General features: G+C 44.9%; 23 protein-coding genes, 1 pseudogene and 1 riboswitch. Of the genes and pseudogenes, 6 read left to right on the plus strand and 18 right to left on the minus strand.

All coding sequences use genetic code 11. The features are described 5' to 3' along the window. Nucleotides 1-248: 248 nt before the first annotated feature. Complete coding sequence (locus AB4154_RS06135; protein WP_170962358.1) at nt 249-410, plus strand: hypothetical protein; 162 nt, start codon at nt 249-251, stop codon at nt 408-410. Between the two features lie 225 nt (nt 411-635). Next, a complete protein-coding gene (locus tag AB4154_RS06140; RefSeq protein ID WP_017061899.1) occupies nt 636-1,175 on the plus strand; it encodes a DUF3332 domain-containing protein in 540 nt (179 codons plus the stop codon). A 112-nt stretch (nt 1,176-1,287) separates the two neighbouring features. Here AB4154_RS06140 and AB4154_RS06145 read toward each other — a convergent pair whose 3' ends face one another. The 6 genes and pseudogenes from AB4154_RS06145 to AB4154_RS06170 form a co-directional block, all read right to left on the minus strand. Next, a complete protein-coding gene (locus AB4154_RS06145; RefSeq protein WP_017061900.1) occupies nt 1,288-1,947 on the minus strand; it encodes a potassium channel family protein in 660 nt (219 codons plus the stop codon). Next, nucleotides 1,948-3,048 carry an AI-2E family transporter gene (locus tag AB4154_RS06150; protein WP_017068458.1) on the minus strand — a complete coding sequence of 367 codons (1,101 nt, stop codon included), beginning with the start codon at nt 3,046-3,048 and terminating at the stop codon, nt 1,948-1,950. 22 nt (nt 3,049-3,070) lie between these two features. After that, on the minus strand, nt 3,071-4,021 hold the full coding sequence (locus tag AB4154_RS06155) for a DUF2955 domain-containing protein (RefSeq protein WP_240798934.1): 951 nt from the start codon (nt 4,019-4,021) through the stop codon (nt 3,071-3,073). Next, nucleotides 4,020-4,817, minus strand: a pseudogene (locus AB4154_RS06160) (HlyD family secretion protein); the annotation flags it as partial. The gene AB4154_RS06155 and the pseudogene AB4154_RS06160, both read right to left, overlap by 2 nt. 69 nt (nt 4,818-4,886) lie before the next feature. Then, nucleotides 4,887-5,918: a sensor domain-containing diguanylate cyclase gene (locus AB4154_RS06165; RefSeq protein ID WP_136974475.1), complete on the minus strand. Its 1,032-nt coding sequence runs from the start codon at nt 5,916-5,918 to the stop codon at nt 4,887-4,889. 274 nt (nt 5,919-6,192) lie between these two features. After that, entirely contained in the window at nt 6,193-6,621 is a 429-nt protein-coding gene (locus AB4154_RS06170; RefSeq protein ID WP_017066716.1) for a PACE efflux transporter, read from the minus strand. A 137-nt stretch (nt 6,622-6,758) separates the two neighbouring features. Here AB4154_RS06170 and AB4154_RS06175 point away from each other — a divergent pair, with 137 nt between their 5' ends. Both AB4154_RS06175 and AB4154_RS06180 read left to right on the plus strand, forming a co-directional pair. Continuing rightward, a complete protein-coding gene (locus AB4154_RS06175) occupies nt 6,759-7,661 on the plus strand; it encodes a LysR family transcriptional regulator (RefSeq protein WP_050648153.1) in 903 nt (300 codons plus the stop codon). A gap of 419 nt (nt 7,662-8,080) precedes the next feature. Then, nucleotides 8,081-8,425, plus strand: coding sequence for a hypothetical protein (locus AB4154_RS06180; protein ID WP_017064409.1), 345 nt, complete (start codon nt 8,081-8,083; stop codon nt 8,423-8,425). A 100-nt stretch (nt 8,426-8,525) separates the two neighbouring features. Here AB4154_RS06180 and thiE read toward each other — a convergent pair whose 3' ends face one another. Continuing rightward, nucleotides 8,526-9,143 (minus strand): thiamine phosphate synthase, encoded by a 618-nt coding sequence (gene thiE / locus AB4154_RS06185; RefSeq protein WP_017061909.1) that lies wholly within the window; start codon nt 9,141-9,143, stop codon nt 8,526-8,528. Nucleotides 9,144-9,404: 261 nt separating this feature from the next. On the opposite strand from thiE, the gene AB4154_RS06190 reads away from it, so the two are divergent. Further along, nucleotides 9,405-11,348 carry a methyl-accepting chemotaxis protein gene (locus AB4154_RS06190; RefSeq protein ID WP_017071986.1) on the plus strand — a complete coding sequence of 648 codons (1,944 nt, stop codon included), beginning with the start codon at nt 9,405-9,407 and terminating at the stop codon, nt 11,346-11,348. Between the two features lie 138 nt (nt 11,349-11,486). Here AB4154_RS06190 and thiM read toward each other — a convergent pair whose 3' ends face one another. From thiM to AB4154_RS06245, 11 genes are all read right to left on the minus strand, one after another. Next, complete coding sequence (gene thiM / locus AB4154_RS06195) at nt 11,487-12,272, minus strand: hydroxyethylthiazole kinase (RefSeq protein WP_372122484.1); 786 nt, start codon at nt 12,270-12,272, stop codon at nt 11,487-11,489. 28 nt (nt 12,273-12,300) lie between these two features. Next, nucleotides 12,301-12,981, minus strand: coding sequence for a thiaminase II (gene tenA / locus AB4154_RS06200; RefSeq protein WP_076666710.1), 681 nt, complete (start codon nt 12,979-12,981; stop codon nt 12,301-12,303). Between the two features lie 8 nt (nt 12,982-12,989). Then, on the minus strand, nt 12,990-13,946 hold the full coding sequence (locus AB4154_RS06205) for an ABC transporter substrate-binding protein (RefSeq protein WP_017067315.1): 957 nt from the start codon (nt 13,944-13,946) through the stop codon (nt 12,990-12,992). A 46-nt stretch (nt 13,947-13,992) separates the two neighbouring features. Beyond that, nucleotides 13,993-14,808 (minus strand): ABC transporter permease, encoded by an 816-nt coding sequence (locus AB4154_RS06210; protein WP_108093165.1) that lies wholly within the window; start codon nt 14,806-14,808, stop codon nt 13,993-13,995. Next, the gene (locus AB4154_RS06215; protein ID WP_372122487.1) at nt 14,801-15,559 is read right to left on the minus strand and encodes an ABC transporter ATP-binding protein; all 759 of its coding nucleotides are present in this window, start codon (nt 15,557-15,559) and stop codon (nt 14,801-14,803) included. The genes AB4154_RS06210 and AB4154_RS06215 overlap by 8 nt, the downstream gene beginning before the upstream one ends. After that, on the minus strand, nt 15,549-16,442 hold the full coding sequence (gene thiD / locus AB4154_RS06220) for a bifunctional hydroxymethylpyrimidine kinase/phosphomethylpyrimidine kinase (protein ID WP_372122489.1): 894 nt from the start codon (nt 16,440-16,442) through the stop codon (nt 15,549-15,551). The genes AB4154_RS06215 and thiD overlap by 11 nt, the downstream gene beginning before the upstream one ends. A gap of 96 nt (nt 16,443-16,538) precedes the next feature. Beyond that, a riboswitch (TPP riboswitch) is annotated at nt 16,539-16,650 on the minus strand. A 93-nt stretch (nt 16,651-16,743) separates the two neighbouring features. After that, nucleotides 16,744-17,661 (minus strand): DMT family transporter, encoded by a 918-nt coding sequence (locus AB4154_RS06225; RefSeq protein ID WP_102394458.1) that lies wholly within the window; start codon nt 17,659-17,661, stop codon nt 16,744-16,746. A gap of 85 nt (nt 17,662-17,746) precedes the next feature. Further along, complete coding sequence (locus AB4154_RS06230; protein WP_372122491.1) at nt 17,747-18,475, minus strand: helix-turn-helix domain-containing protein; 729 nt, start codon at nt 18,473-18,475, stop codon at nt 17,747-17,749. A 174-nt stretch (nt 18,476-18,649) separates the two neighbouring features. Continuing rightward, nucleotides 18,650-19,678, minus strand: coding sequence for a DUF4382 domain-containing protein (locus AB4154_RS06235; RefSeq protein ID WP_136974469.1), 1,029 nt, complete (start codon nt 19,676-19,678; stop codon nt 18,650-18,652). 418 nt (nt 19,679-20,096) lie between these two features. Continuing rightward, a complete protein-coding gene (locus AB4154_RS06240) occupies nt 20,097-20,348 on the minus strand; it encodes a DUF2999 family protein (RefSeq protein ID WP_372122493.1) in 252 nt (83 codons plus the stop codon). A 107-nt stretch (nt 20,349-20,455) separates the two neighbouring features. After that, nucleotides 20,456-21,559, minus strand: a complete 1,104-nt coding sequence (locus AB4154_RS06245) for an ElyC/SanA/YdcF family protein (RefSeq protein ID WP_372122495.1) — start codon at nt 21,557-21,559, stop codon at nt 20,456-20,458. A gap of 497 nt (nt 21,560-22,056) precedes the next feature. Here AB4154_RS06245 and AB4154_RS06250 point away from each other — a divergent pair, with 497 nt between their 5' ends. Then, nucleotides 22,057-22,737 (plus strand): glutathione S-transferase family protein, encoded by a 681-nt coding sequence (locus tag AB4154_RS06250; RefSeq protein WP_017061920.1) that lies wholly within the window; start codon nt 22,057-22,059, stop codon nt 22,735-22,737. Nucleotides 22,738-22,929: the final 192 nt, after the last annotated feature.

Raw genomic sequence — 22,929 nt, forward strand, 5'->3', positions numbered from 1 at the left:
ATCACTTATGGTGCTGAGCCCGCGATCATACCATTATTACCCTCGTTTTTTCGGTAACTTGATCAGTTACACCTCGCTATGCCGTTAAATTCTCTCAGCCCTTTCTCTTTTGGCTAGTTATTAACCCACTTGGCATAAAATGGTAAATCTCTATCGGCGAAAGTTCGTACATTACGCGCTCAGGGGATATCGCCAGACAGGAGTCGTTACTTACATATGAAAGACAAGCGCGAGAAATGAGAAAACAGATGACCTATTCAGAATACAAAGAATCCGATTTGCATAAGTGCGTGAGCATTGGTTCAGAAGCAATGGTATCCATTGCCAAGTTTGCCTTTAAAGCCACTACCCTTTTATTTCGATTTTTCCGCTGGCTTGTCGTATCGGCTTATACCTACGTGATGAAGTAATTCTATATGGGAGTCGTTGTTTTCATTACGACTTATCTAAATACCCCAAAGCGCGCCCTATTAGGTCGCGCTTTTTTTGTGCCCAGTTTTATACCTAGCTTGATGCCAAAAGTCCGAGTGCATTTTATATCGTCAGTGGCGCTAAATGGTAAAACTGACCATCGAATAAAAACCATACTACACCTGTTCCAACGAAACAGACTTCTAACTTATACAGGTACTAAAATGAAAAAGATTGCACTTAAAATTGTAGGACTAACGGTTTTGGCTTCTGCGCTAACTGGTTGTATCGGCAGCAACGCCGTAACAGGGAAAGTGATGAAATTTAACGTTGAAGTTGTCGATAACCGCTATGCCCGTGCAGGTGTAAACTTCTTATTAGCGCCTGTATACGGTATTACTACCGCAGCAGACTATGTGGTATTCAACTCACTTGAATTCTGGACAGGTAAAAACCCTATCAGCGGTTCACCACACGTATTTGATACAAAAACAGACACGCACTTCAAAGTGAACGATGAGCTGGACCCAAGCCTGAAAGAAGCCCCTGTCGGCCCAATTTCTAACAATCGCACCATTGAAACGGGTGAGATGATTAAGATCGACGAAAACACGATTCAAATGGACATCGTCTATACATCTGGTGAAACAGCGACTCTAACGGGCATCAAAGACGGTCAAAACGTTACCTATTACATGGATGGTCAGCTTGTATCGCAAACAACTATCGCTGAATTAGAGAAGATTCAAGGCACTGAAGCTTAAGGTTCATCGCCCACACAGAGTTCAAACTTAAAGAGACTTTTGAGCTCATAAAATAGAACAAGCCCGGCGATTGCCGGGCTTGTTTGTATGTGCTCTATTATTTGTAAATGCTCTATTGGGACTGAGACTGTGCAAGTCGAATGCTCACCAAACTCGCCACCATGATAGCTAAGTAAAAGCTGCCGATAATGGATTCCATAAACACAAAGAATTGAGCAATAGGCAGAGCTGGTGATATGTCGCCGTAACCAACCGTAGTCAAGGTGATAAAGCTAAAGTACATCGCATTAAACAAGTTCGTCAGCCAGACTTGCTCTTCTAACCCGTTAAAGGCATTAGGAAAGATCTCTAAAATTAACAAGTAGATGGTCGACCAAGCAAACCCTAGCAACAAGTAAATACAGATGGAGCCGATGATGTGATTGGGTGTCACCGTTTTGGCTTTCATCACCTGCTTCAACGCCGAGTAAATGTGTGAAAACAAGAACACAGCCAACGCCGATAGCGTCACTATCGACAGGTTATAGCCTTCCAAAAATGAAAACACGCCAGACACGAGCGCCGTAATCAATAACAGCCCATACCAAGAGCGATACAAGGCTCGCTCTTTATGAATACCGGCAATTGAACTCGCCAACGTAATAATGATAAGAAATAGGATTGTTTTCTGGCCTTGCGGATAAAACTGCTGCATCACCGCGCAACCAAGAAACAACACCAACAGTGCATAGAATAAGAAGTAGAAGTTGTCGTCTTTAGAGACTGGCTTCATCTATTTTCCCTCGACCTCTGCAGGTTTTTTCTCAGTTTCTTGTTGGTTTTTCTCTTCAAGTCCAAGCCACGCCATCATCAGCTCATAGCTTAAACTCAGTATCACAGCACCGACAAACAGACCGACGATGCCTGACATCGCCATTCCGCCCAGTGCACCCAATAGAATTACCAACATTGGAATGTGAGAGCCACGGCTCAGCAATACTGGCTTTAAGATAGCGTCACTGCCGCTCACCAAAATACACCACACTAAGAACAAGCTCGCCGCCAGTGTCGATTCAACGCTGAACATGTAGATGATCGCCGGTAATAGAGCGAGAATCGGTGGAAGTTGGATTATCGCAATGAGCAGCACAGCTAGCGCCCAAAACGCAGCTGCTGGAACGCCTGCAATCACCAAACCGATTGCCGACATCATGGATTGAATCACAGCCACACCAATCACACCTTGCACAACGCTTCGCACGGTCGATTTAGAGAGCTCTACCAACTCTTCACCTTTACCGCCCGTTAAACGCGCCACTAAGTGAGTCACGCCGGTTTTGCATTTATCGGCATTACTCATGAATGCACCCGCAATGATGGTAGAGATGATGAACTGAATAAAGCCGCCACCTAACGAGCCAAGAACAGAAGCCGCTTTCGTCGCAAACTGTTTAAGTTCATCCGCATACTTTATGAAAGTGCCTTCAATATTGTTGGAGGCGGCAACCAAGGTTGAATAAACCTTCTCACCTATGAATGGAATATCTTGTAAGGACTCTTTCGGTTTAGGCAATGACAATGTGCCATCTTGAAGCCCTGTCATCAGGTCAGTCGCGCTGGTGTAGATACCAGAAGAAAGCGCCGCCAAAGGAATAAATAGAAGAATCACACCAATAAAGCTCAGCAATGCACTGGCTTTACCTTTCGACATCCCGGTTTTATTTGAAATTGCGACCGCCACTGGATACAACGCAGTCGCAATGATCGCACCCCATATCACCAGAAGAATGAATGGGCGCAAAATCGAAAAACACCAATACACGAGCATGGCAATCGCTGCGATCTTGATGGCAGCGTCTATCGCCTGTTTTGAAAAATCATCGGTTAACTTCATGAGACGTCCTTGTTAGACAAAATTAAGGCTGATTTTGTAGAAACTTCCAATTCCGTGTTTCTAGGAATAGAGAAGCCAAAATCATATATATGCCAATTAACACTAATTGGAATATGCGTATAAGAGTGTTGCTATCGATGTCACCGGAGCTCATCAACGTGCTACCAACCAGTACGAGCAACGTACTAAATGCAGTGGCGAAAATAGGTGCTTTTTCGGGAACCGTGTAGATCTTGGTAGCCATAAGAATGGCAATAAGTCCTATAAACAAAGAATAGAAGACAATGTTGGGTACTATAGAAAGAATTGAAAAAGCAGCAATCGCCAGCAATCCCCCGATACCGTTACTTATCACCAGAAAAGCGCTCAACTTTATCGACTTCTCTGACGTAATCATCAACGATAACAACGCAATGAACATCATTGTCAGTAAAGCTTCAGATATTTGAAAAATAAAGAAAAAACACACCACAGGATAGGAGATAATCATCGCCTTAAAGGCCGCATACCAACGCTGTTTCTTTTCGAGTGGCGCAGCAGCGAAGCCTGAGAACGCCGATTTTGGCTCAGGGAAAAACACATGCACTAACGCAAAAAGCATGACTGAAACCACACCAGAGGTCGCTAAGCCAGAGGCCAGCATGACTGAAACGCCAGGGTTATCAATCGCCATGAATGGCAACATCAAGACCGCAATCAACAGTATGGTGGCGAACAGGTTCCATTTTGGGTCGACAAACAAGTAGTAACCCCACAGCATCATTAACCCCACTAAAATCAGCAATGGGATTGGATAATGGGTAATTCCTCGCGACAGTAATAAACCTAACCCCATTGTCACCACAACGGCCAAGAGCAATTCGTAGACCGTTTCTTTATGGAGATTTGGTTTATCAATTAAGAACTTAGCTGTGAACACTGGCGCCACAAACGCAAGTGGCCAGTTTATCCACGCCGCCAAGAAAACAGCCAACGTGACCTAGGCTGTTCTCTCGATAATAAGCTTCAATCCAAATATCTTCGGTTGAAACAAAGGTCATGATTGCTTGCCCTGCTGATGCATAGAAACCTTCAGACAGGCTAAAGTTAGAGACACCACCTTGTGTCGGTGCAGTAATCACGGTGCGCTCTAGGTTCAATTGAGCTTGTTCAAGTGCCAGCAACGCCGCTTTCACTTGGCTATTTTCTTCGCCTTCTTTACCCATTTGTTTCTTAGCACGGTCAAGGTCAGCTTCTGCATTCACAACCGCCGCACGAGAGGTCGCTAATGCTGCTCGCGCTTTATCTGCATCTGATTTAGAAACCACACCTTTATCTGCCATCTCTAAAACACGCTTGGCTTGCAGTTTGGTGTTTTGTCTTTCAACAATAGCTGAAGTGAGTTTCGCTTGAGCTGAAGCAATGCTCGCGGTTTGCGCGCCGACATTTTGGCCTGCAATCTCTAAATTTTGCTCGGCTTGTTGTACGGCTATTTGGTAATCAGACTCATCTAAAATGGCTAGCTTATCGCCTTGATTAACCAGTTGGTTAGGTTGAACAAGAATATCGAGCACTTTACCCGACACCTCAGGTTTGATTGGAACGATATAACCTTTGACACGAGCATTATCAGTAATAGGGATGATGCGGTCTGAAATGATACTGAAGATCAACATGAACGCTACGAACAACAATAAGTAGTTGGTGACCTTTCTTACTTTGTCTTTTCCATTTTCTTGCTGGCCAACTTCTTCCTTGGCTTCTTGCGCATTCCCGTTGACTTCTGACATGGGACTCCCTTCTAGATAACTAACATCAACAAAATTAATACTTTAAAAATAAGCCCGGTGATGGAAAACTCAAGTAAATAGGGTTAGATTTAGTAAACAAAACGTTGCAAATGATATAAGTGCCTTATCTGCACTGCGATAGGTCGCTTCGGCTTGCGCCTGTATTTCAGACACACCACTGCTCACGGTCAGGTTCAATGTTGTCCCTTTGGTAATCACTTCTTTCAGTCGATACATCGCCTCAAACGCTTCTGCCAAATTGGTTTCAGGCATCAAGATAGCGAACTCTTCTCCGCCTACTCGCGCGACGATATCAGTGTCTCGGCTGTTGTTTCTCAACAGTTCAGCGACCTCTTTCAGCGCTGAATCACCTTGGTCATGACCGTGATTATCATTGATAGCCTTGAAGTGATCTAAATCGATCAACGCCAAACAGGAATGTGTGTAACCATAACGCTCTGCCAGGTTAGAATAATGTTTTAAGTCGTTATCAAAGCGGCGTCGATTCCAGCACCCTGTCAGTGAATCCGTTTCCACCAGCATTCTTAATCGACGCTCCAATATCTTGCGTCGGCTAATATCCGTAAAGGTCACCACGTACTTGTTATTGTGCGGCAGAATTTCAGTTAGCTTTTCCACCACAACGTTTACGGTAAACTGCTCACCAAGTCGACTGACGCCACTCAACTCACCTTTCCATCTCTGGTTTTCCTTCAGTGAGCGAGTAATGGTCGTGATTAGGCTGCTGTTATTCATAAAACAGAGATCAGAAATCGGACGAGATTCGACTTGGTCAAAGGCATAACCTGAAACCCGAGAGAATTGTTGATTCACTTGTATGACCCTCAATTGACTATCGAGGACAATAAAACCTGCGACACCATCAATGATCGCTTCCGACAAGTTATTCTTGCTTTGAGCCATTTCATGTCGATAAAGGCGTGCGGTAATAAGAGTGCTAAGTAAAAACAACGCACACACCGAAAAAACCATGGCTGACGTAGAAGCAATACTCAGCAACCACAAGCTAAATGCCATATTGAGGACAAGTGCAGACACCACGTATAGCGGCATTTTTCGGTCATAACTTAACTTGTTCATAGTTTGCTCTGGTGATGGGCGAATGACTATGATGGCTAAGTTTTGATTAAGATATTTACCATTTTACGACACATACAAATTCAAATTACATATCGAACAATAAGTGCATAGGGTTACACTAACTATTAAGCGGAAGAGATTGAAAAGATTCGAGACCGCCACTTTGAATGCCAACCAGTGCCGGGTTACCTAGGCCTACTAACCGAATATCTCCGTCAAAATAACGAATAAACAAACGGTTAGTGGCCAAGCTCGTGTTTACTGACTTGGTAGATTACTGAACGGCTAGCTCCCCTCTGCGTACCCAGAATGCTCGAACATGGTCATAAATCAGATTAAACACAAACGCGTAAATGGTAATAAAAATGGTCACGCCGATGTCCATCAAAAATGCCTGCCATAACCCCACGTTAAGTAAGTATGCCATCACAGGGATTGTCGCTATCAACAAGCCAGCCTCAAATAGCACGACATGAAAAACACGTAACTTAAGCGAACGCTTTGATTTTTCCCCCGTGAAATAACGATCAAAAATACGGTTAAAACAGTAGTTCCAAATCATTGCGATAGTCGCAACAACTATCATGGTTCCTGATAAGGCATTCACATCGTGATCAGTAAATATCGCTAAACCTATAATTGACAGTGTGACGGCCAATACTTCAAACAACACCGAGTGGAAAACTCTCTCTAACGTACTCATACATTCCTATAGCAATTTATAACATGGTGGACTTACCGAAATTATGTCACCGAAAACAATAAGAGAAAGTTAACAGCCATCACGTTTAGTGATAGCTTAAGTATAAGTACCCCATTTTGTATTGAGCGAGAGATAACATGTACAGTTTTGAGCAACTAAAAGTCTTCGTCACGGTGTGTGAAAGTGGCTCTTTCTCTGCCGCCGCTCGCAAACTGAAACGAGCTCAGTCTGGGGTAAGCCAATCGATAGCCAACCTCGAAATTGCCATTGACCAAGAGCTGTTTAACCGAGAGAAAAACATCCCCGTTTTAACCAGCAAAGGTAAAGCGTTATTGCCTGTGGCTAAGTCCATTCTTGACCAGCAAAAGTACTTCGATCAAAAAGTAGAATCGCTGACCCAAGAAGATGAGCACGAACTGATCATTGCGGTTGATGAAAGCATCATAGATAAGAACTTTATTAAGATAATCAGCTCACTCGCCGATCAATTTCCAATCACACACTTCGATATCATTACCACCTCAACCTTTGATGTTGAAGACCTAGTAAGACGCGGAAAAGCACAGATTGGCATCATCTACGCGGATGGCGAACTGAAGGTCGATATGGATTTCTTTTTGCTAGGCCAAGCGCGTTTCCTAACCGTTAGCTCTGCCACTCACGAACTCAGCCAAATGTCGGTAGTACAAGACTCAGACCTCAAGCGTTATCGCCAATGTGTGCATCGCAGCTCAAAGCAGCGCGAATTGTGGTTCACCTACGGTATTAGCTCGATGCTTTGGTATGCCAACAACCACAAGACCATTGTTGATCTCGTTGAACAGAACGTAGGTTGGGCAAATGTGCCCGAAATGATGGTGATGGAAGGCATTCAAAAAGGTGATCTTGTGGCGTTACCTGTCTCGCACGAGCATGGTGGTTGGATTACTCCAGTGGGTTGTTTGGTGTCTCGCAGCCACATCAATGGCCCAGTGCTCACTAGCCTTATTGAAAAGCTTAAGGGGCACTCACTGCAATACAATCAATGGCAAGCCAACTAAACTCCCCCAATTCTTGAGTTCAGCCTATTTCAGCAACGGAATCCTAAGTCAATGACGGTGGTGCTTTCTCCACCGCTACCTCATTTCTGCTTATCTTGCCGATAAATATCTTTGTCGTGTGGATAAAACACCCTAGTTGATGTCCAAAAGTGACCTAACTACACTGCGATCCCAACCGGGTGTGTCTTTTCAAACGAATGTAGACAGGCCCAAATCGCTCTTTAACACCACTGACCCAACTTCAAATCTCCCAGATAAGCGCTCAGCCTTGCCGTTGCTTATATCGGTTTCAAATAGATCACTTTTTGAATATTAATTCGCACCCAATTTATGAGCGCTCTTTGAGTGCTTTTTTATATCTAAATGAACCTTTTGGAAAATTTGTCGTGAACGTTTTAAGAAATATTTGCCCTGAGAAAATGGGTAAAGAGCGTAACAAACGAGAGTATGATTTACGCGTACTTAATTGTGTCAGTGAAAGCGAATATGAATCGCGTATGGCGGTTTGGAATAGCCTAGCGTTAACTGCTACTCCGTCTGCTTCGGAAACAAAGGGCTTCATCGATGAGTCTTTCAACAAGCTTCAACAAGACCTAAAAGAAGCTAGCCGTGAGTTATCGATTAACTACACGGACTTCATCGCAATGGCGCATGAAGAGATCAACTACATTAAGGTGTTTGTGGCTGATAAAACAGCACAATACGGTTGGTACGCTGCGATCGTTCTTATGGTCATCGGCACGGTTGCTCTGTGTATTCAGTAAGTTAGACCACAAATTTTACTGGCTACTGCATCGAGCGCTTTAATGCGCTCTAACTAGAAAACAAATGACGAGTCTCATTTGTTTTCTAGCCACCACAAACTCACTCTCCCATCAAAAACAACAAATCTTGGGTCGCTTGTTTCGGGTCTTCTGCGTGACATATCGCTGATACCAACGCCAGGCCGTGAATACCTGTCTGAACCAACTGCGGAATGTTCGATTCGTTGATTCCACCGATACCAACAATCGGCAATTTCGTTGTTTTCAAAGCCATTTGAATGCCTTCATAACCCCAATGTTTCTTTAGATTCGTCTTAGTCGGTGTGGCAAAAATCGCACTGAGACCAATGTAATCGATCGGCAAACTATCTGCTTGTTGTAGCTGCTGTTCAGTTTCAATTGATAACCCAAGAATCTTGTCTGAACCAATCAGCTTACGTGCTAACTCTGCAGGCATATCCGATTGACCCAGATGCAAACCATCGGCGTCGACAGCCAATGCTACGTCCACTCGGTCATTGATGATCAGCGGAACACCTGAGCCAGCCAGAATCGACTTAACCGCTTGTGCTCGTTCAATGAAGGCTCTTACGTCCCCATGTTTTTCTCTTACTTGAACCATAGTGACGCCACCAGCAACCGCTTGTTCAACCACGAATTTAAGCGTTTCTAGATCTTGTTGGTCGTCAGTCACCAGATAAAGTTTATAAGGGTTCATCGCGTACCTTTGAAGTCGATTTCTAAAATTGGTTTTCTGCCATTTTACCGACAAATCACATCCTATGCATGGAAGTTAGCACTTAATTCCTTAAGTTAGGCGGTTGAATTCAAATACGCAACTCGTTGAAAGCATGTCGAAAAACCCGATTTTTCTAACAAAAGCGTTACTTATTACACAAACTATTCGCTTTAGCATGCCCAGAATGCTGTTTTATGAAATACTCCCCTATGAAGGAATCAGGTAAATATAGGGATAGTTATGCGCCACCTTTCTATAGCGCTCAAGATCAAGCTGGGTTATGCCATCTGCTTGCTCTTTTTCGTCATTTCAGGCCTTGTGAGTTACAAAGGTATTCAAACCTTGTCGAACGGCTTTAGCCAGTACAGTGACCTCAGCCACAAGGCGACATTGTCAGGCAACATTCAAGTGCACTTTCTTCAGATGCGTTTAGCTTCTGAACGTTACTTAGAGTCATTGGATGATCAATACGAAGCGAATTATCAATCGAGCAAACTTGCGATTGATGAACTGCTGAACAACTTAATCCAAACCACCACCAATACTGATAGCTTGTCGAGCCTGCAATTAGTGCAAGACAGCGTTGCAGCTTTTGATGCGGCTTATGGATCAATGAAACAGAGCCAACTGCTCATTGACCAGTTAGTGAACGTGGAGATGGTCACACGAGAAACCAACGCACTGAAAGCGGCTCAGAGCTTATTGTATGAGTCTTACAATAACAATGATCCAAACGCGAGCTTATACGCAGGCATGTTGATGGAGAACTTCCTCGCAGCCAAGATCACAGTGCTGAGTTACTCAAACAACAACGACCTCAAAACCTATGAAGCTGGTAAAGACATTTTTGAATATGCTCTGCCAGGTATAGAAGGCGATATTGAATCTCTTAAATCATCTCCTTATCAAAGTGAATTGATTGAAGATTTCTCTAACCAACGGGAAGCGTACGCGAAAGGCTTTGAGCAAGTTCATCAACAGATGATTGAGAACACGCAAAGAACCGCTACCCTCGCCTCTATTGGTGACAGCTTAGCGATTTCGGTAGCTGATGCTCAGAGCATTCTAGAACAACAGAAACAAGCATTAACACCAGAACTGCAAGCCAGCGAAAAGCGCTCGATTCAAATCATCATATTGCTGACGGGTGTGGCTTTAGTTATTGGCATGACGAGCGCCGTGTTGGTGACTCGCTCTATTACTAAAGGCATCGCACAAGTTAAACAGATCACCAACGAGCTTTCTCAGGGCAACCTGAATGTGGAAGTGAACATTGAGAGCAAAAATGAGATTGGCGAACTGCTGACTAATATGGAGATCACCATTGAATCTCTGCGCGATATTGTTGGCCAAGTGAACCGTTCTAGCGTGCGTATTGGTGAGATGTCGGAGTCACTCAATCAAGTGACCAATAACAGCTCGACCAACGCAACACAATTGAATAGCGAGATGATAAATATCTCTTCTGCCGTTGATCAATTGGCTTCCAGCACATCAGAAATTGCTGCAAGTGCTAACCACGCGTCTCAAGTTGCTAACCAAGCAACCGAGAATGTGGCGATGGGACTCAAAGAAGTAGACAAAACACTGCATGAAATTGGAAGCGCCGATGAAAGCATGCAGGTCAGCAGCCAGAAAGTGACTGACCTACACAAAGAGTCGATGAACATTGGTGCCATTCTTGAAGTAATCAAAGGCGTTTCTGAGCAGACCAACCTGTTGGCATTGAATGCGGCTATTGAAGCTGCGCGCGCAGGTGAACAAGGTCGCGGATTTGCAGTAGTAGCCGATGAAGTAAGAACGCTCGCTAAACGTACCCAAGACTCTGCTAGCCAGATTGATGAGCTCATCACCTCACTACAACGTGGCGCTAAAGATGCGTTAGAGTCTATCAAAGAGAGCCACAGCACGGTTTCAGACGCTTCAACGCAGGCGCAGCAAGCTTCTCAGAATTTACATGTGATTAATCAACACATCCAAGACCTGAACCAAGCCAACAGCCAAATCGCAGTGTCAGTTGATGAGCAGGATCGTCTCACTAAATCACTCGGTGAGAACGCGCAAGGTGCAAACACCATCGCGCAAAGTAACCAAGAGTCAGTCAGCAGCATTTCTGGTGCCGCGAGTGACTTAACCGAGGTTGCTCATCATCTAGAGAGCCAAGTAAATCGATTTAGAACCTAACGAAGCCAATTTCTCATATAACGGGATAGCTAACGCGACGAGATAGTTAATACGGTTTTGAAGCAATAATAGAAAAGCCCTCAACACATATGTGTTGAGGGCTTTTTAATAAGCTACGAATGCAGATCTAGATTGAATCTACTGAATCTTCAAACGTTGAATCAGTGTCTCTTCATCTAGCTGATACAGCTCATCGAGTAAGTTCATCTGCAAGCTACCTGGGCCGCGTGAGTTCTCAGCCGCGATTTCGCCAACCACACCCAACACAGCTGCAGCAGCCAAACCACTATCATCACCGACTGCAGCGAAAGCTCCCGTTAATGCAGTAAGAGTACAACCCATGCCCGTCACATACGGCATCATTGGGTGCCCGTTGTTTAACGTCACAACACTGTCTTTCGTGACAACGTAATCCGTCTCACCAGAAATCACCACATTCGCACCATATTCAGCGACTAAGCATTGTGCTGCGCCTAATGCAGCGTCACTGCTATCTAGTGCATCAACGCCTTTGCTCTGTGCTTGCTCGCCTGCTAGCGCGATAATCTCAGACGCATTACCACGAATGATCAACTTATCCGCTAAGCGTGCAATTTCACGAGAAGTCTCAGTACGCAGCGTACTTGCACCACAACCCACAGGGTCAAGAACCACAACCTTGTTGTTCGCGTTCGCTTGTTCTACAGCAAAACACATTCTTGGCGTCCACACACTGTCGAGCGTACCAATGTTGATCACCAGCGCGCCAGAGAAAGACATCATTTCTGCCAGTTCTTGTTGCGAGTGCGCCATAATAGGCGAAGCGCCAATCGCCAATAACGCGTTGGCCGTATTGTTCATCACGACGTAGTTGGTGATGTTCACAACCAGTGGTTTTTGCTCTCGTAATGCGCGCAACGATTGGATGATTTGTTCAGTTAGCATGGATAAATCCTTATTCGTAAAAGTCGCTTTAAGCCGCTGTTGAATCATCAAGAGCGTTCAGCCCTTGCTGCCAAAAAGCCACTTCCATACGCGTTGCCGTTTTGAAGATATGAACGATGTTCTGACCGCGCTCGCTGTTGATATCAATTTCAGCCAGTAGCTGATTGAAATACTCAGCGCCCGTTGCCACGCCCGACTGGAACTCTTCTCCGCCATAAAGCTGTAGCCAGCTTGCGTATGGGTTGCCTTCCAAAACAGTATCACTGCTTTCTAACAGCGCTTTACCAATCACGGCATAACCGATTGAACACGGAGCCAGTGCCGCATATAAGTCGACAAGATCACCCGTCATACCCGCATCTAGAACGTAGCGCGTGTAGGCAACAGTGCCGAAATCTTCAGGTTCGTTTTCTAAATCCGATTCCGTTAAGCCCCACTGACCACAGTAAGTGACGTGGTGAGAGATTTCAGAATCTAATAAAGCATGAACACTTGGCAGTGCACGACGCATATCAGCCAGTGTTTTCGCCTTGTAGATCGCCAAGGCATACGCGCGAGCATACTGCTTCAAAAACAGAAAATCTTGCTTCAGGTAATGCAAAAAACACGGCTGAGCGAGGGTGCCGTTTGCCAGCGTTTTAACAAAATCATGCTCGGTGTAGTCTTGCCAATCTTGCTGACAGGCTTGGATTAAGTCTTGGTATTTCATGAGATTCCTTAGTCAAAAGTCGGCACGTAATCAGCGGCTTTTGGTAGTGATTTGATAATGCCTTTGTCGAACATGAACTGCGCGTAATCATCGTAACGCTTCATATCTACAGCAGAAGGGCGAAGTGCAAAGCGAGTCAGTGTGTCGTTCCATGCACGTTGGTTAAGCTCGTTGTTCAACGTATCTGGTGAATACGCCACAAATTCGCTCCATGACTCTTGCGGGTGGTTCACAATGTAAGTGGTTGCTTGTTCCAATGCTTTGTTGAACGCTTTGATCGCTTCATCATCGTGCTGCTTTGCGTTCGCAACAAAGATAAGCTCATCGTAAGCTGGCACACCGTGCTCTTCTGGGAAGAACGCTTTTGCTTTAAAGCCTTCAAGGGCTAACTGGTTGGTTTCGAAGTTACGTAAGCCACCCCAGATTGCATCTACCTTGCCCGATGCCAATGAAGATGAAAGTGCCCAACCAACATTGATGGTTTGCACGTCTGTAAACGCAACATTTTCTTGCGCTAGCATGGTGCCAATAGTCGCTTCTTCGTTTCCTGCGATCGCAATACCGATCTTCTTGCCTTTCAGATCCGCTAGTGAATCGTTCTTGCCGTTATCCAGAACCATTAGTGTGTTTAGTGGCGTCGCGATAAGGGTTGATGCACGAACTAAAGGAAGACCCGCTGCCACATCCATGGTTAAACTTGGTTGGTAAGTTACCGCTAAATCGACCTTACCTGCTGCGACAAGTTTCGCTGGCGTGCTTGGGTCTGCTGGTTCTTGGATTTCAACCTCTAAGCCTTGGTCAGCGAAGTAGCCACGCTCTTGAGCAATCACAATTGGGCCGTGGTTCGGGTTCACAAACCAATCCAACATCAATGTCAGTTTCTTTTGTTCAGAATCCGCCAATGCATGACCTGAAACTAGCGAAGCAAGCAGTGCCACTGCACCTACCAATTTGGTATTTTTCATAGTTAACCTTTCCTTTTGAATATTATTCTTATATTGAGCGAAGCCATCATTGGTTTTCCCAAGGGATAGCTTTTTTGAGTAACTTGTCTGTGATGAAGTAGAGCGAGATAGATAGCACCGCCAAGATGAACAAGGCAGCAAACATCTCATCAATGATCATGCGCGCGTTGGCCTGTAGCATTAGGTAACCCAGCCCTTCGCTCGAACCAACCCACTCCCCGACGACGGCACCAATTGGGGCAATCACCACAGCCACACGAATGCCAGACGCTAAGGTTGGCAGTGCAGCAGGAAGTTGGATATGGCGAAGCAATTGCCATTTCGATGCACCCATCGTCTTGGCAAGATCGAGATAGCCTGTCGGTGTATTACGTAGGCCGTCGTAGCAACATGTGGTAACAGGGAAGAAGATAATGATCGCCGCCATCACCACTTTTGACGCGATGCCATAGCCAAGCCACAACATCAATACTGGCGCAATCGCAAACACAGGGATCGCTTGGCTAGCGATTAAGATAGGTAATAGCCAACGTTTCAACGGATCGAACATCAACATCTGCAGAGCGAAAAACAGCCCCATGGACAAACCGAGCAATAGACCAAGTAAGATCTCTTGCGCAGTCACCCAAGTGTGTTTGAGTAACACATCGTAGCGTTCGATTAGTTTAATAAAGACTTCTGCCGGAGCGGGAAGAATGAAGCTCGGCATCTCGAAGATAACGACCACCATTTGCCATAAACCGAGAATCACGGCGCTGCTGATAAGCAAACGCATAACGGGATTCATCTGACGAGGACGTTCAGTGCTCGCCTGTATGTCGGTTGAATGAGCCACAGCTTCGCTTCGCGTTAGATCATTCATAATCACGCTCCAACTGATCTAAGATCGCTTGTTGTAACTCAGCACATTCACCATCTAACACTCTTGGTGTGGCCGTGTTGGGCACAGATAAAGACTGAGCGTTCGCAGGTGTGCCTTGCAACACATACAAATTATCCGCCAAGCGCACTGCTTCTTGTGGATCATGGGTGATCAACACAACGGTTTTACCTTTTAGCAGTTCACACGCTAAGCTCTGTAGTTTGTGTCTTGTTACCGCATCCAGCGCAGAGAACGGTTCATCCATCAGCACCACTGGCTTGTCTTGCATTAAGGTTCGAGCCAAAGCAACACGCTGGCGCATACCACCAGACAATTGATCCGGCATCGCATTCGCATAATCAGCCAAACCAACCGCAGCTAACAACTCGAGTGCTTGATTGGTTTGCACTGCTTTATCAGAAGCTGGATTTTGAAAGCGATGACTCAGGCAAACATTGTCGATGACCGATAGCCATGGCAATAACAAATCCTGCTGCGCCATGTAAGCGATGCGATCCGTTAATGGCAATTCATCAGAGGTTACCAATGTGCCCTGCCATTCCACCTTGTCGTCCAACAAGCCTGCCAGATAACGCAATACCGTGGTTTTTCCGCAGCCACTGCGACCAAGTAACACTGTCCACTTGCCTGCTTTTAAGCTCAATGACAGTCCAGATAAGGTCGCGTGCTCGCTATCTCGGTAACGCAGAGTCGCATTACTGAGTTGAACGCCAATCGTATTAACGGACATTACCGTGCCCAACGAAGAAGTGATTTACAGGGCCGTGACCTTGACCAACTTGAAGTTCGTCGGCGTGAGCAATTGCTCGTGAAATGTATTGTTTACCTAGGTCGACAGCCTCTGGAAGTTTGTTGCCTTGAGCCAAGAAAGAAGCAATAGCAGAAGAGAGCGTGCAGCCCGTTCCATGAGTGTTTTTGGTAGGAAAACGCTTCGCGCTAATCAGAGCAGATGTGGTTGGCAGAATCAGTAAGTCGTTACTGTTTTCATCTTTCTCCAGGTGGCCGCCTTTCAAGAGAACCGCTTTAGCACCTAGTGCGCGTAAATCTTCAATCATGCCCTGCATTTCAGCTTCGCTTTCAGGTACCGGCTTGCCTGTTAACGCCGCGCCTTCAGGCAAATTAGGCGTAATGATGTCTGCCAGCGGAATCAGCTCTTGTTTCAGTGTAGTAATGGCTGAGTTTTCTAAAAGAAGATCACCACTGGTTGCGACCATTACAGGGTCAATCACTAAGTGTTTAGGTTGGTACTGCTTAATTTTATCAGCGACGACTTTGATGATTTTCGAATCGGCCAACATGCCGACTTTTACTGCCACGATATTGAGATCAGTAAAAACCGCATCTAACTGGCTAGCAACATGGTCGAGTGGAATAGGCAAAATGGCGGAAACGCCTTGGGTATTCTGAGAGGTAATTGCGGTAATTACCGAACAAGCGAAGCTACCCGTTGCAGACATGGCTTTAATATCAGCTTGAATGCCCGCGCCACCACCACTGTCAGAACCAGCGATCGTCAATACAATCGGAGTGTTTGTTCGAATCGAACCATCAGCAGAGTGCTGCGAAACTGAGGCTTTTAGCGTTAAATCTTTTGAATTAGAACTGTGTGTCATTGTCGCTCCTACTATCTTACAAGACGTAGGAGAACGAACACCGATCGAAGGAGAAGTCGCAATAAACACATGAAAGTTTTCATGGGTGCAGACGCAGATCGAGTGCTTATAGTTCCCTACGCCAGTGTTAACTGAATCAGGTTCAACGGGTCTCGATTAACGATCTCAGCAAACACCAAATAAGGTATATGCCCCCCGACTATTGATAGCGATAGTAACAGCACTCTCACAACTGAGATACTGATTTTATTCAATTATAAGAATTACACATGAAAAAATTTCAATTAGGCAAAACAAATACTTATAACGTTCCTTTAGATGGCTTCGACTGTATAAACAAGCACAACACAATCAGAGACATACCTAACCAGCCTGTAAAAGGAATCAGCTCACCGACAACACAGACGGCAAGCACCGCTGCAACTACTGGTTCAAACAGAGTCAGCAGATTGGCGCTACTCGCGGTCACGTGGCGTAAACCAAAACTGAACGCGATATAGCCCAAGCATTGTGGGATTAACGTCAGATAACTGATGACTAATACGTTAATCTGCGAGGAAAACAGGTTCTCCCCCGTAAACCAGAGCGTTGGCAGCAACAGCATCGCACCCAGGCCAAAAATACTGCCCATCGCCGCTTGTGACTTAATCCCTTTGTCGATCAGTGCTTTGGTCGCCCAAGAATAAATGGCGTAACACAACCCAGCGAGCAAACCTAAAGCAATACCGAACAGCTTGAGATCATCACCGGATTCATTCGTCGATGAAGATTCTGAAAACACCAACAACCCAATACCCACCACACCAATCGCAAAGCTAGTGAGCCAACGTTTGTTGATATTATTCTTTTTGCTAATAAGACACTCTAACAGAGCAGAAAAGAAAGGTGCGGTAGCAATCGAAACCACTGTACCAATCGCCACGCCAGATAATTTCATTGAAGAATAGAAAGCTAAAGGATAGATCGCTAAAGCCAAAGCGCTCACCGTCAACAGCTTCTTGTTCTGCAAAAGCTTGTCGAAAGCGAATAGGATTTTTCGATACGCCAATCCCGCTTGCATTAGGCCACCGACGCCCATAGAGAAAGCACCAATCGCTAATGGGCTTAGATCAGGCGCAAAACTTGCGGCGGTGCCTGTCGTGCCCCATAAAATAGAAGCAAACAAGATGGCTAAAGTGCCCGTTTGGAATTCGTTAACGCGATTGATGGCAAGATTCATTTCTATTACCCAATTTTCAGTTCTGAAATAGATAATAGTGAAGATTGATAAAATTTAGTTTGCCGAAAGGACGCTATTGTTGTTTCTAAAGACTGTCTTTCATTGAGCCTAGAAACGCCCTTGGAGACATTCCAAAGTGCTGAGAGAAGCGACGACTGAAAGCAGAAACATCACTATAACCCACATTTTCGGCTATCAACTGAACCGGTAAATCGGTGTGGGTTAGCAAGGCTTGGGCTTTCTCCATGCGATATCGAGTGATGTATTTAAGCGCACTGATCCCCAGGCACTCTTTGAAGCGTTTTTTGAATTGAGTAGGGCTCAAACAGGCCGTTTTTGCAAGTTGTGAAATGGATAATGGCTGGGTGTAGTTATCCGCAATCAACCTCTGTACCGCACGGATTCTTGGGTCGATGCTCTTGCTCACTTGTTGTTGCTCTAACAGCAGTGAAAACACATCCAAAACTGATGATTCAATACCACTATCGACCTGATATTCCAGCTGCTTTTCAACAAACAGCAAGAAGCTCATTAAAGGTGGCGTTATCGTGAAAACCGAAAGCTCATGCTCTAACAAATGCTGAGGCAACACAGCCATATCCGCGACAATAAACCGCGCTGCTTCGTCCGCTTTAAACGCATGTGCTGTGGTTACCGGAATCACCACACATTCGCCCACCGCCACTTTACCGACATACCCCACCATTTCGATATTAATACTGCCTTGGATCGGCAATACCAGTTGATGATGGTCATCATGAGCATGGGTATTAAATTGCTTGGTGTAAGATCGAATGCTTAAGCTAGATTTCATGAGCAACGCCGGAGTACATTTCGCTAGGTTAAAGTAAGAGATACAAAGTTACATTATCACTTCCCTAGAGTCACACTCAATGATCATCAAATTCATGCTAACTAGGTGACATGATCAAAAACGGCCTCTAAATGAGAGGCCGTTTTTATTCGAATGCTTAATCACGTCAAAGATTTAAAACGATACTTGGTTATCCTGACCAACCACTACCTGAACACTATTTTGAACTTCATAAATGTCAAAACCATCAGCAACCGGATCAGCATTGTCTTCATCACTGTCGTGTTGCGCGGTACAGGTATAACCCAATGAGTAAGTACCTGGATCAATAAATCCCAGAGAGAACTCATAGTTAGTCTGTGCTTCATTCATTGCCACTGATGCTGAAGTAATCGGCTTCACCTCATCGGAACCGCCAATAGGCGCCATGTCAGCTTTGTCGACATTACCTTCATACAAGTACACCGACTGAACATAAGTATTATCATTTGTAGGGTTACAAGCTTCAAAAGTGGTACTCGAAACAGTACCTTCAATGTTTCCTGTCTCAACCGTATTGATAAGGCTTACAGACGTTCTTTGAATAGTGTAATCAGGGAAAGTCGAACTGTTCTTTAGGCCACGTCGAAGATCGAACTCGACAACAAAATCGTTACTCTGTTGGTTCACATTAAATGAATCATTAAAGTAAAGCACGCCAGCGTTATCTTCTTTACCAACACCTTGCGGGCACGCGCCATTACCTTTCACCGTTAACTCACGAATCGAGTCATCGTTTTCTACAACATAAGATGGATGTGTCGGGTGATCGCCATCATTCGCAAACACACATAGTTTATAGCTACCTACTGGAACTACCTCGTTTTCAATCAAAGGAAGTGCATCGCTTCCTTGGTAATCCAATAAATTGACACTTAATGGAATAGGATCTTCACCGTCTGGCAACGGGTCGCCATTTTCATCAACGTAATCACCGTTTTCGTCCGTTTTATACACGTCATACACTAGCGTTGTACCTCCCTGAATCGGAAGTAAAGCTACCTTGCTGAATGTCACCGTCACATCTTTAACATCATCGACGGGCGCATCACTCACACTCAAGGTAATGGGTGTCGTACTGCTTGATGATCCTGAGTCTCCGCCACAACCAACAAGCCCGGCCAACACAAGGCTAGCTAAAGCCGTTTCCTTTAAATATTTCATAACTCATTTCCTATAAAATCACTGCTCAATAAAGGGCTTATTTGAGTGCCCTCTTATTCTTTTTCTTGTTGTGACCCATAAATAAACAGCGCTATTGTTTGATGATCCCTACTATTCAGGGCATTCCTCATCCAAAAAACACTGTTCATCAAGGTGCACATATCAAGTCGCACATAGGTTAATTAAGTCTAGTAAGTAAATTGTCAGTAGCAACGCATGTTTGGCAAAAGTGCTGTCAATTGTGTTGAAATAGTCGTTGAGTAGAAAATGGGAAACAGGGATTGAAAGCAACTTGATCAAAGTGAATAATCGCCACCAAGATCAAAAAAGGCCGTTAAGACAGCCTGTTGCTGAACTTAAACGACCTTTTCATTGAATTTTGATTAAGCTAATTCGATCTTAGCTCATTCAAATTCGCTTATTTTTGAAGTTGTTCTTTAGCCGCTTCAACCTTAGAGAAATCTAGGCCAAGCTCTTCAACGGCTTCTTTGATTAGCGCAGGGTTTTGCATTACCTGGCCCATCAGCATTTGAAGTTTATCTTGTGGTAAGCCAAGTTGGCTGATCGTCGCCATTGCTGCAAGAGGGTTCTCGGTCAACGTCTTGAATAGCTCGCTGATCTGCTCGTCGCTAATATTGTTCTCTTTCAACATTGCTAAAATCAGGTTCATTTTTTTGCCTTTGAAACACTAAATTAAGTAGGAGCACAGCATACCATCTAGCTGTGCTCGATTGTACTAGCAACTTATACTTTGCCTACTGTGAAGTAACCCTAAGCCTAGCGAGACTCTAATGGGTAAGAGCGGTAGCTCCACATACCATAGGTTCTAAGCGCATCTCGGTAGATACCTAGTAGCTCACCATCACTCGCCTTCTTAAGATCTGCGAGTGGCTTGTCTGGGTAAGAAACCGTATCAAAAGTAATGCCCTGAGGGCCGGTTTGCCAGCTAGCGATTTCAAACAGAGTTTGACCACGACGAACATGGCTTGCCGAGCTAATAATGGTCGCGTGCTTAATATCATGGCGAGCAAGTGCGTAGCTACTGAATAAGGCATTGCCTACCGTGCTGGTCGCGTAATTCTCTTCGATGATGCGATCTTTGCTTACCCCTTTCTCGATAAGCCAATCCGCCATTAACTTACCTTCAGTCTTGTGGTTCTTGGGCACGCCACCCGTTAACACGATCATCGCATCTGAGTTCGCCTTAGCCATCGCCAATGTTGTCTCAAGACGCTCAATCAAAATTTGATGCATAGAGCCGTCTGGATTAAGCGCATAGCCCAAAGTGACAATCGCGCCATGATGATCAAGCAAGCCTTTATCCGCAGACTCTTTCAACGGTGTTTCTAACACGCGGTCGACCGTAGCAAAAATGCGTTTGATGTCTTCTGCTTTACCTTTGTTCAGGATTTCCAGTTTCTCCATGTGCTTATTGGATTCACTTTCATTGCCTTCAAATCGCTGCCAAACCGCAAGGTAAGCATGAAGATCAACATCGTCTGGTGCAACCGTCAGCGCTTGCTCAAACAGCTCAATAGCGCGCTCTGCATTCTTGTTGTAGATCTGAGCGTTCGCTGCCGAGATAAGCAAATCAGTACGGTAAGGTTCTAGTTGGTAAGCTTCTAACAATCGGTTAGTCACAATTTCCATGTTGCTTGGCATTTTAGCCGTAAAGCCCGCGTGAGAAATTCTTGCCGGAGACTTAAACGCCTGCAACGCATCAAGAAGTAATTGGTCGACAACTTGTCGCTTAGTCACCAACTGCGCGTAATCCGCAGAAGCCTGTACTGCGCCGTCGTTAGCAGCAAAAGAATAAGGTGTTGCGCCAAAAGCCAGCATGCCACCAAGAGCGAGGGCGAGGGCGATAATGTTCTTTTTCATGAAAAGATCCTGTGTCGTTAAGTGTTCACATCAGATTTGCTCACCAATGTAAGTCCCTAAGATTAAAAAACCGTGAAGCACACCTTAATCTCTAACGTTTATATTCATTTGTTGCATAAGGTGTGGCAGCAGATCACGATTTTGAACTTACCAATAAGCCTGTGCATCCAGATAATTCTGGTTTGAACCAGTGCTCAACGTTTTTGTTGGAATATCTGACTGCGGATTTCATACGCCCTATCCCGCCAAAAACCACCCATCACAAATCCGAACTCCGCATAAAGCAACGAATCAAAAAAACCACTTTAAGCTCATTTTTTCAACAACTTAAAATCCAACACACTGAATCGCGCGATTTTACCCCTCGCTCAAATAACGAGGTCTTCAACACATAGAGTTGGAATGCGAGTCAGAAGATCTTCAAATAATTCAAAATCAACCATTGAACGATCGTTCAAGTGGTGCTTTAATAAATGACCAATACAAGGAGTTACCCCATGCTTAAGTTCTATTTTCACCAAACACCAAACCCAATGAAGATCGCTCTGTTTTTGGAAGAGACAGGCCTAGATTTTGAACTTGTTCCTGTCGATACCTTAAAGGGTGAGCAGCATTCACCGGAATATCGTTTAATCAATCCAAATGGCAAAACGCCTGCGATTGAAGATGAAGGACAACGTGTATTCGACTCTAACGCTATCCTTCTGTATCTCTCAGAGAAAACAGGCAAGCTTGGCGGTCAGCCAGAAGACAGAGCTGAACTACTCTCTTGGATGATGTTTATCGCGAGTGGCCTTGGTCCATATTCAGGCCAATCGGTACACTTCCGCCATGCTGCACCAGCAGGCTTAGACTACGCTGTGAACCGATACCTACGTGAAGCACAACGTCACTACGAAGTGTTAGAGAAGCATATGGAAGGTCGTGAATTTATCGTAGGAAATGAGTACACCATTGTCGATGTCGCTGCATGGGGTTGGATTGACAAAGCACCAGTCGTGCTTGGTGAAGAAGGCCTAGAACCTTACCCGAACTTGAAGCGTTGGTTTAACGCAATCAACACTCGCCCTGCTGCACTGCGTGCTCGCGAAATCGGCAAAGGCATTGAGTTTAAAACCGAACGTGATGAAGAAGCAAAACGAGCACTGTTTCCTTCGAATTTCCCAATCAACGAATAATTCAGCATGAAGTAAACGATGTGGAGCGAAAGCTCATTACTGGGCGAGCTATCTAAAAATCAATAGTATTGTTTCTATTAACTGATACCACACTAGTTAAAATATCAATACTATTGATATAGCTATTGTAAGAACCCTTACCGACATCCGATGGTGTCTCTGTCGGTCGTGCCGGGGAAAAGTCCTGAATCA

This window comes from Vibrio sp. 10N.286.51.B11 (assembly GCF_041469245.1).
Taxonomy (GTDB): Bacteria; Pseudomonadota; Gammaproteobacteria; order Enterobacterales; family Vibrionaceae; genus Vibrio; species Vibrio crassostreae_C.

Bases quoted from the DNA above. Each gene is read 5' to 3' on its own strand.
- AB4154_RS06135 (WP_170962358.1), top strand. From the start codon at position 249: ATGACCTATTCAGAATACAAAGAATCCGATTTGCATAAGTGCGTGAGC.
- AB4154_RS06140 (WP_017061899.1), top strand. From the start codon at position 636: ATGAAAAAGATTGCACTTAAAATTGTAGGACTAACGGTTTTGGCTTCT.
- AB4154_RS06145 (WP_017061900.1), bottom strand. From the start codon at position 1,947: ATGAAGCCAGTCTCTAAAGACGACAACTTCTACTTCTTATTCTATGCA.
- AB4154_RS06150 (WP_017068458.1), bottom strand. From the start codon at position 3,048: ATGAAGTTAACCGATGATTTTTCAAAACAGGCGATAGACGCTGCCATC.
- AB4154_RS06165 (WP_136974475.1), bottom strand. From the start codon at position 5,918: ATGAACAAGTTAAGTTATGACCGAAAAATGCCGCTATACGTGGTGTCT.
- AB4154_RS06170 (WP_017066716.1), bottom strand. From the start codon at position 6,621: ATGAGTACGTTAGAGAGAGTTTTCCACTCGGTGTTGTTTGAAGTATTG.
- AB4154_RS06175 (WP_050648153.1), top strand. From the start codon at position 6,759: ATGTACAGTTTTGAGCAACTAAAAGTCTTCGTCACGGTGTGTGAAAGT.
- AB4154_RS06180 (WP_017064409.1), top strand. From the start codon at position 8,081: ATGGGTAAAGAGCGTAACAAACGAGAGTATGATTTACGCGTACTTAAT.
- thiE (WP_017061909.1), bottom strand. From the start codon at position 9,143: ATGAACCCTTATAAACTTTATCTGGTGACTGACGACCAACAAGATCTA.
- AB4154_RS06190 (WP_017071986.1), top strand. From the start codon at position 9,405: ATGCGCCACCTTTCTATAGCGCTCAAGATCAAGCTGGGTTATGCCATC.
- thiM (WP_372122484.1), bottom strand. From the start codon at position 12,272: ATGCTAACTGAACAAATCATCCAATCGTTGCGCGCATTACGAGAGCAA.
- tenA (WP_076666710.1), bottom strand. From the start codon at position 12,981: ATGAAATACCAAGACTTAATCCAAGCCTGTCAGCAAGATTGGCAAGAC.
- AB4154_RS06205 (WP_017067315.1), bottom strand. From the start codon at position 13,946: ATGAAAAATACCAAATTGGTAGGTGCAGTGGCACTGCTTGCTTCGCTA.
- AB4154_RS06210 (WP_108093165.1), bottom strand. From the start codon at position 14,808: ATGAATGATCTAACGCGAAGCGAAGCTGTGGCTCATTCAACCGACATA.
- AB4154_RS06215 (WP_372122487.1), bottom strand. From the start codon at position 15,559: ATGTCCGTTAATACGATTGGCGTTCAACTCAGTAATGCGACTCTGCGT.
- thiD (WP_372122489.1), bottom strand. From the start codon at position 16,442: ATGACACACAGTTCTAATTCAAAAGATTTAACGCTAAAAGCCTCAGTT.
- AB4154_RS06225 (WP_102394458.1), bottom strand. From the start codon at position 17,661: ATGAATCTTGCCATCAATCGCGTTAACGAATTCCAAACGGGCACTTTA.
- AB4154_RS06230 (WP_372122491.1), bottom strand. From the start codon at position 18,475: ATGAAATCTAGCTTAAGCATTCGATCTTACACCAAGCAATTTAATACC.
- AB4154_RS06235 (WP_136974469.1), bottom strand. From the start codon at position 19,678: ATGAAATATTTAAAGGAAACGGCTTTAGCTAGCCTTGTGTTGGCCGGG.
- AB4154_RS06240 (WP_372122493.1), bottom strand. From the start codon at position 20,348: ATGAACCTGATTTTAGCAATGTTGAAAGAGAACAATATTAGCGACGAG.
- AB4154_RS06245 (WP_372122495.1), bottom strand. From the start codon at position 21,559: ATGAAAAAGAACATTATCGCCCTCGCCCTCGCTCTTGGTGGCATGCTG.
- AB4154_RS06250 (WP_017061920.1), top strand. From the start codon at position 22,057: ATGCTTAAGTTCTATTTTCACCAAACACCAAACCCAATGAAGATCGCT.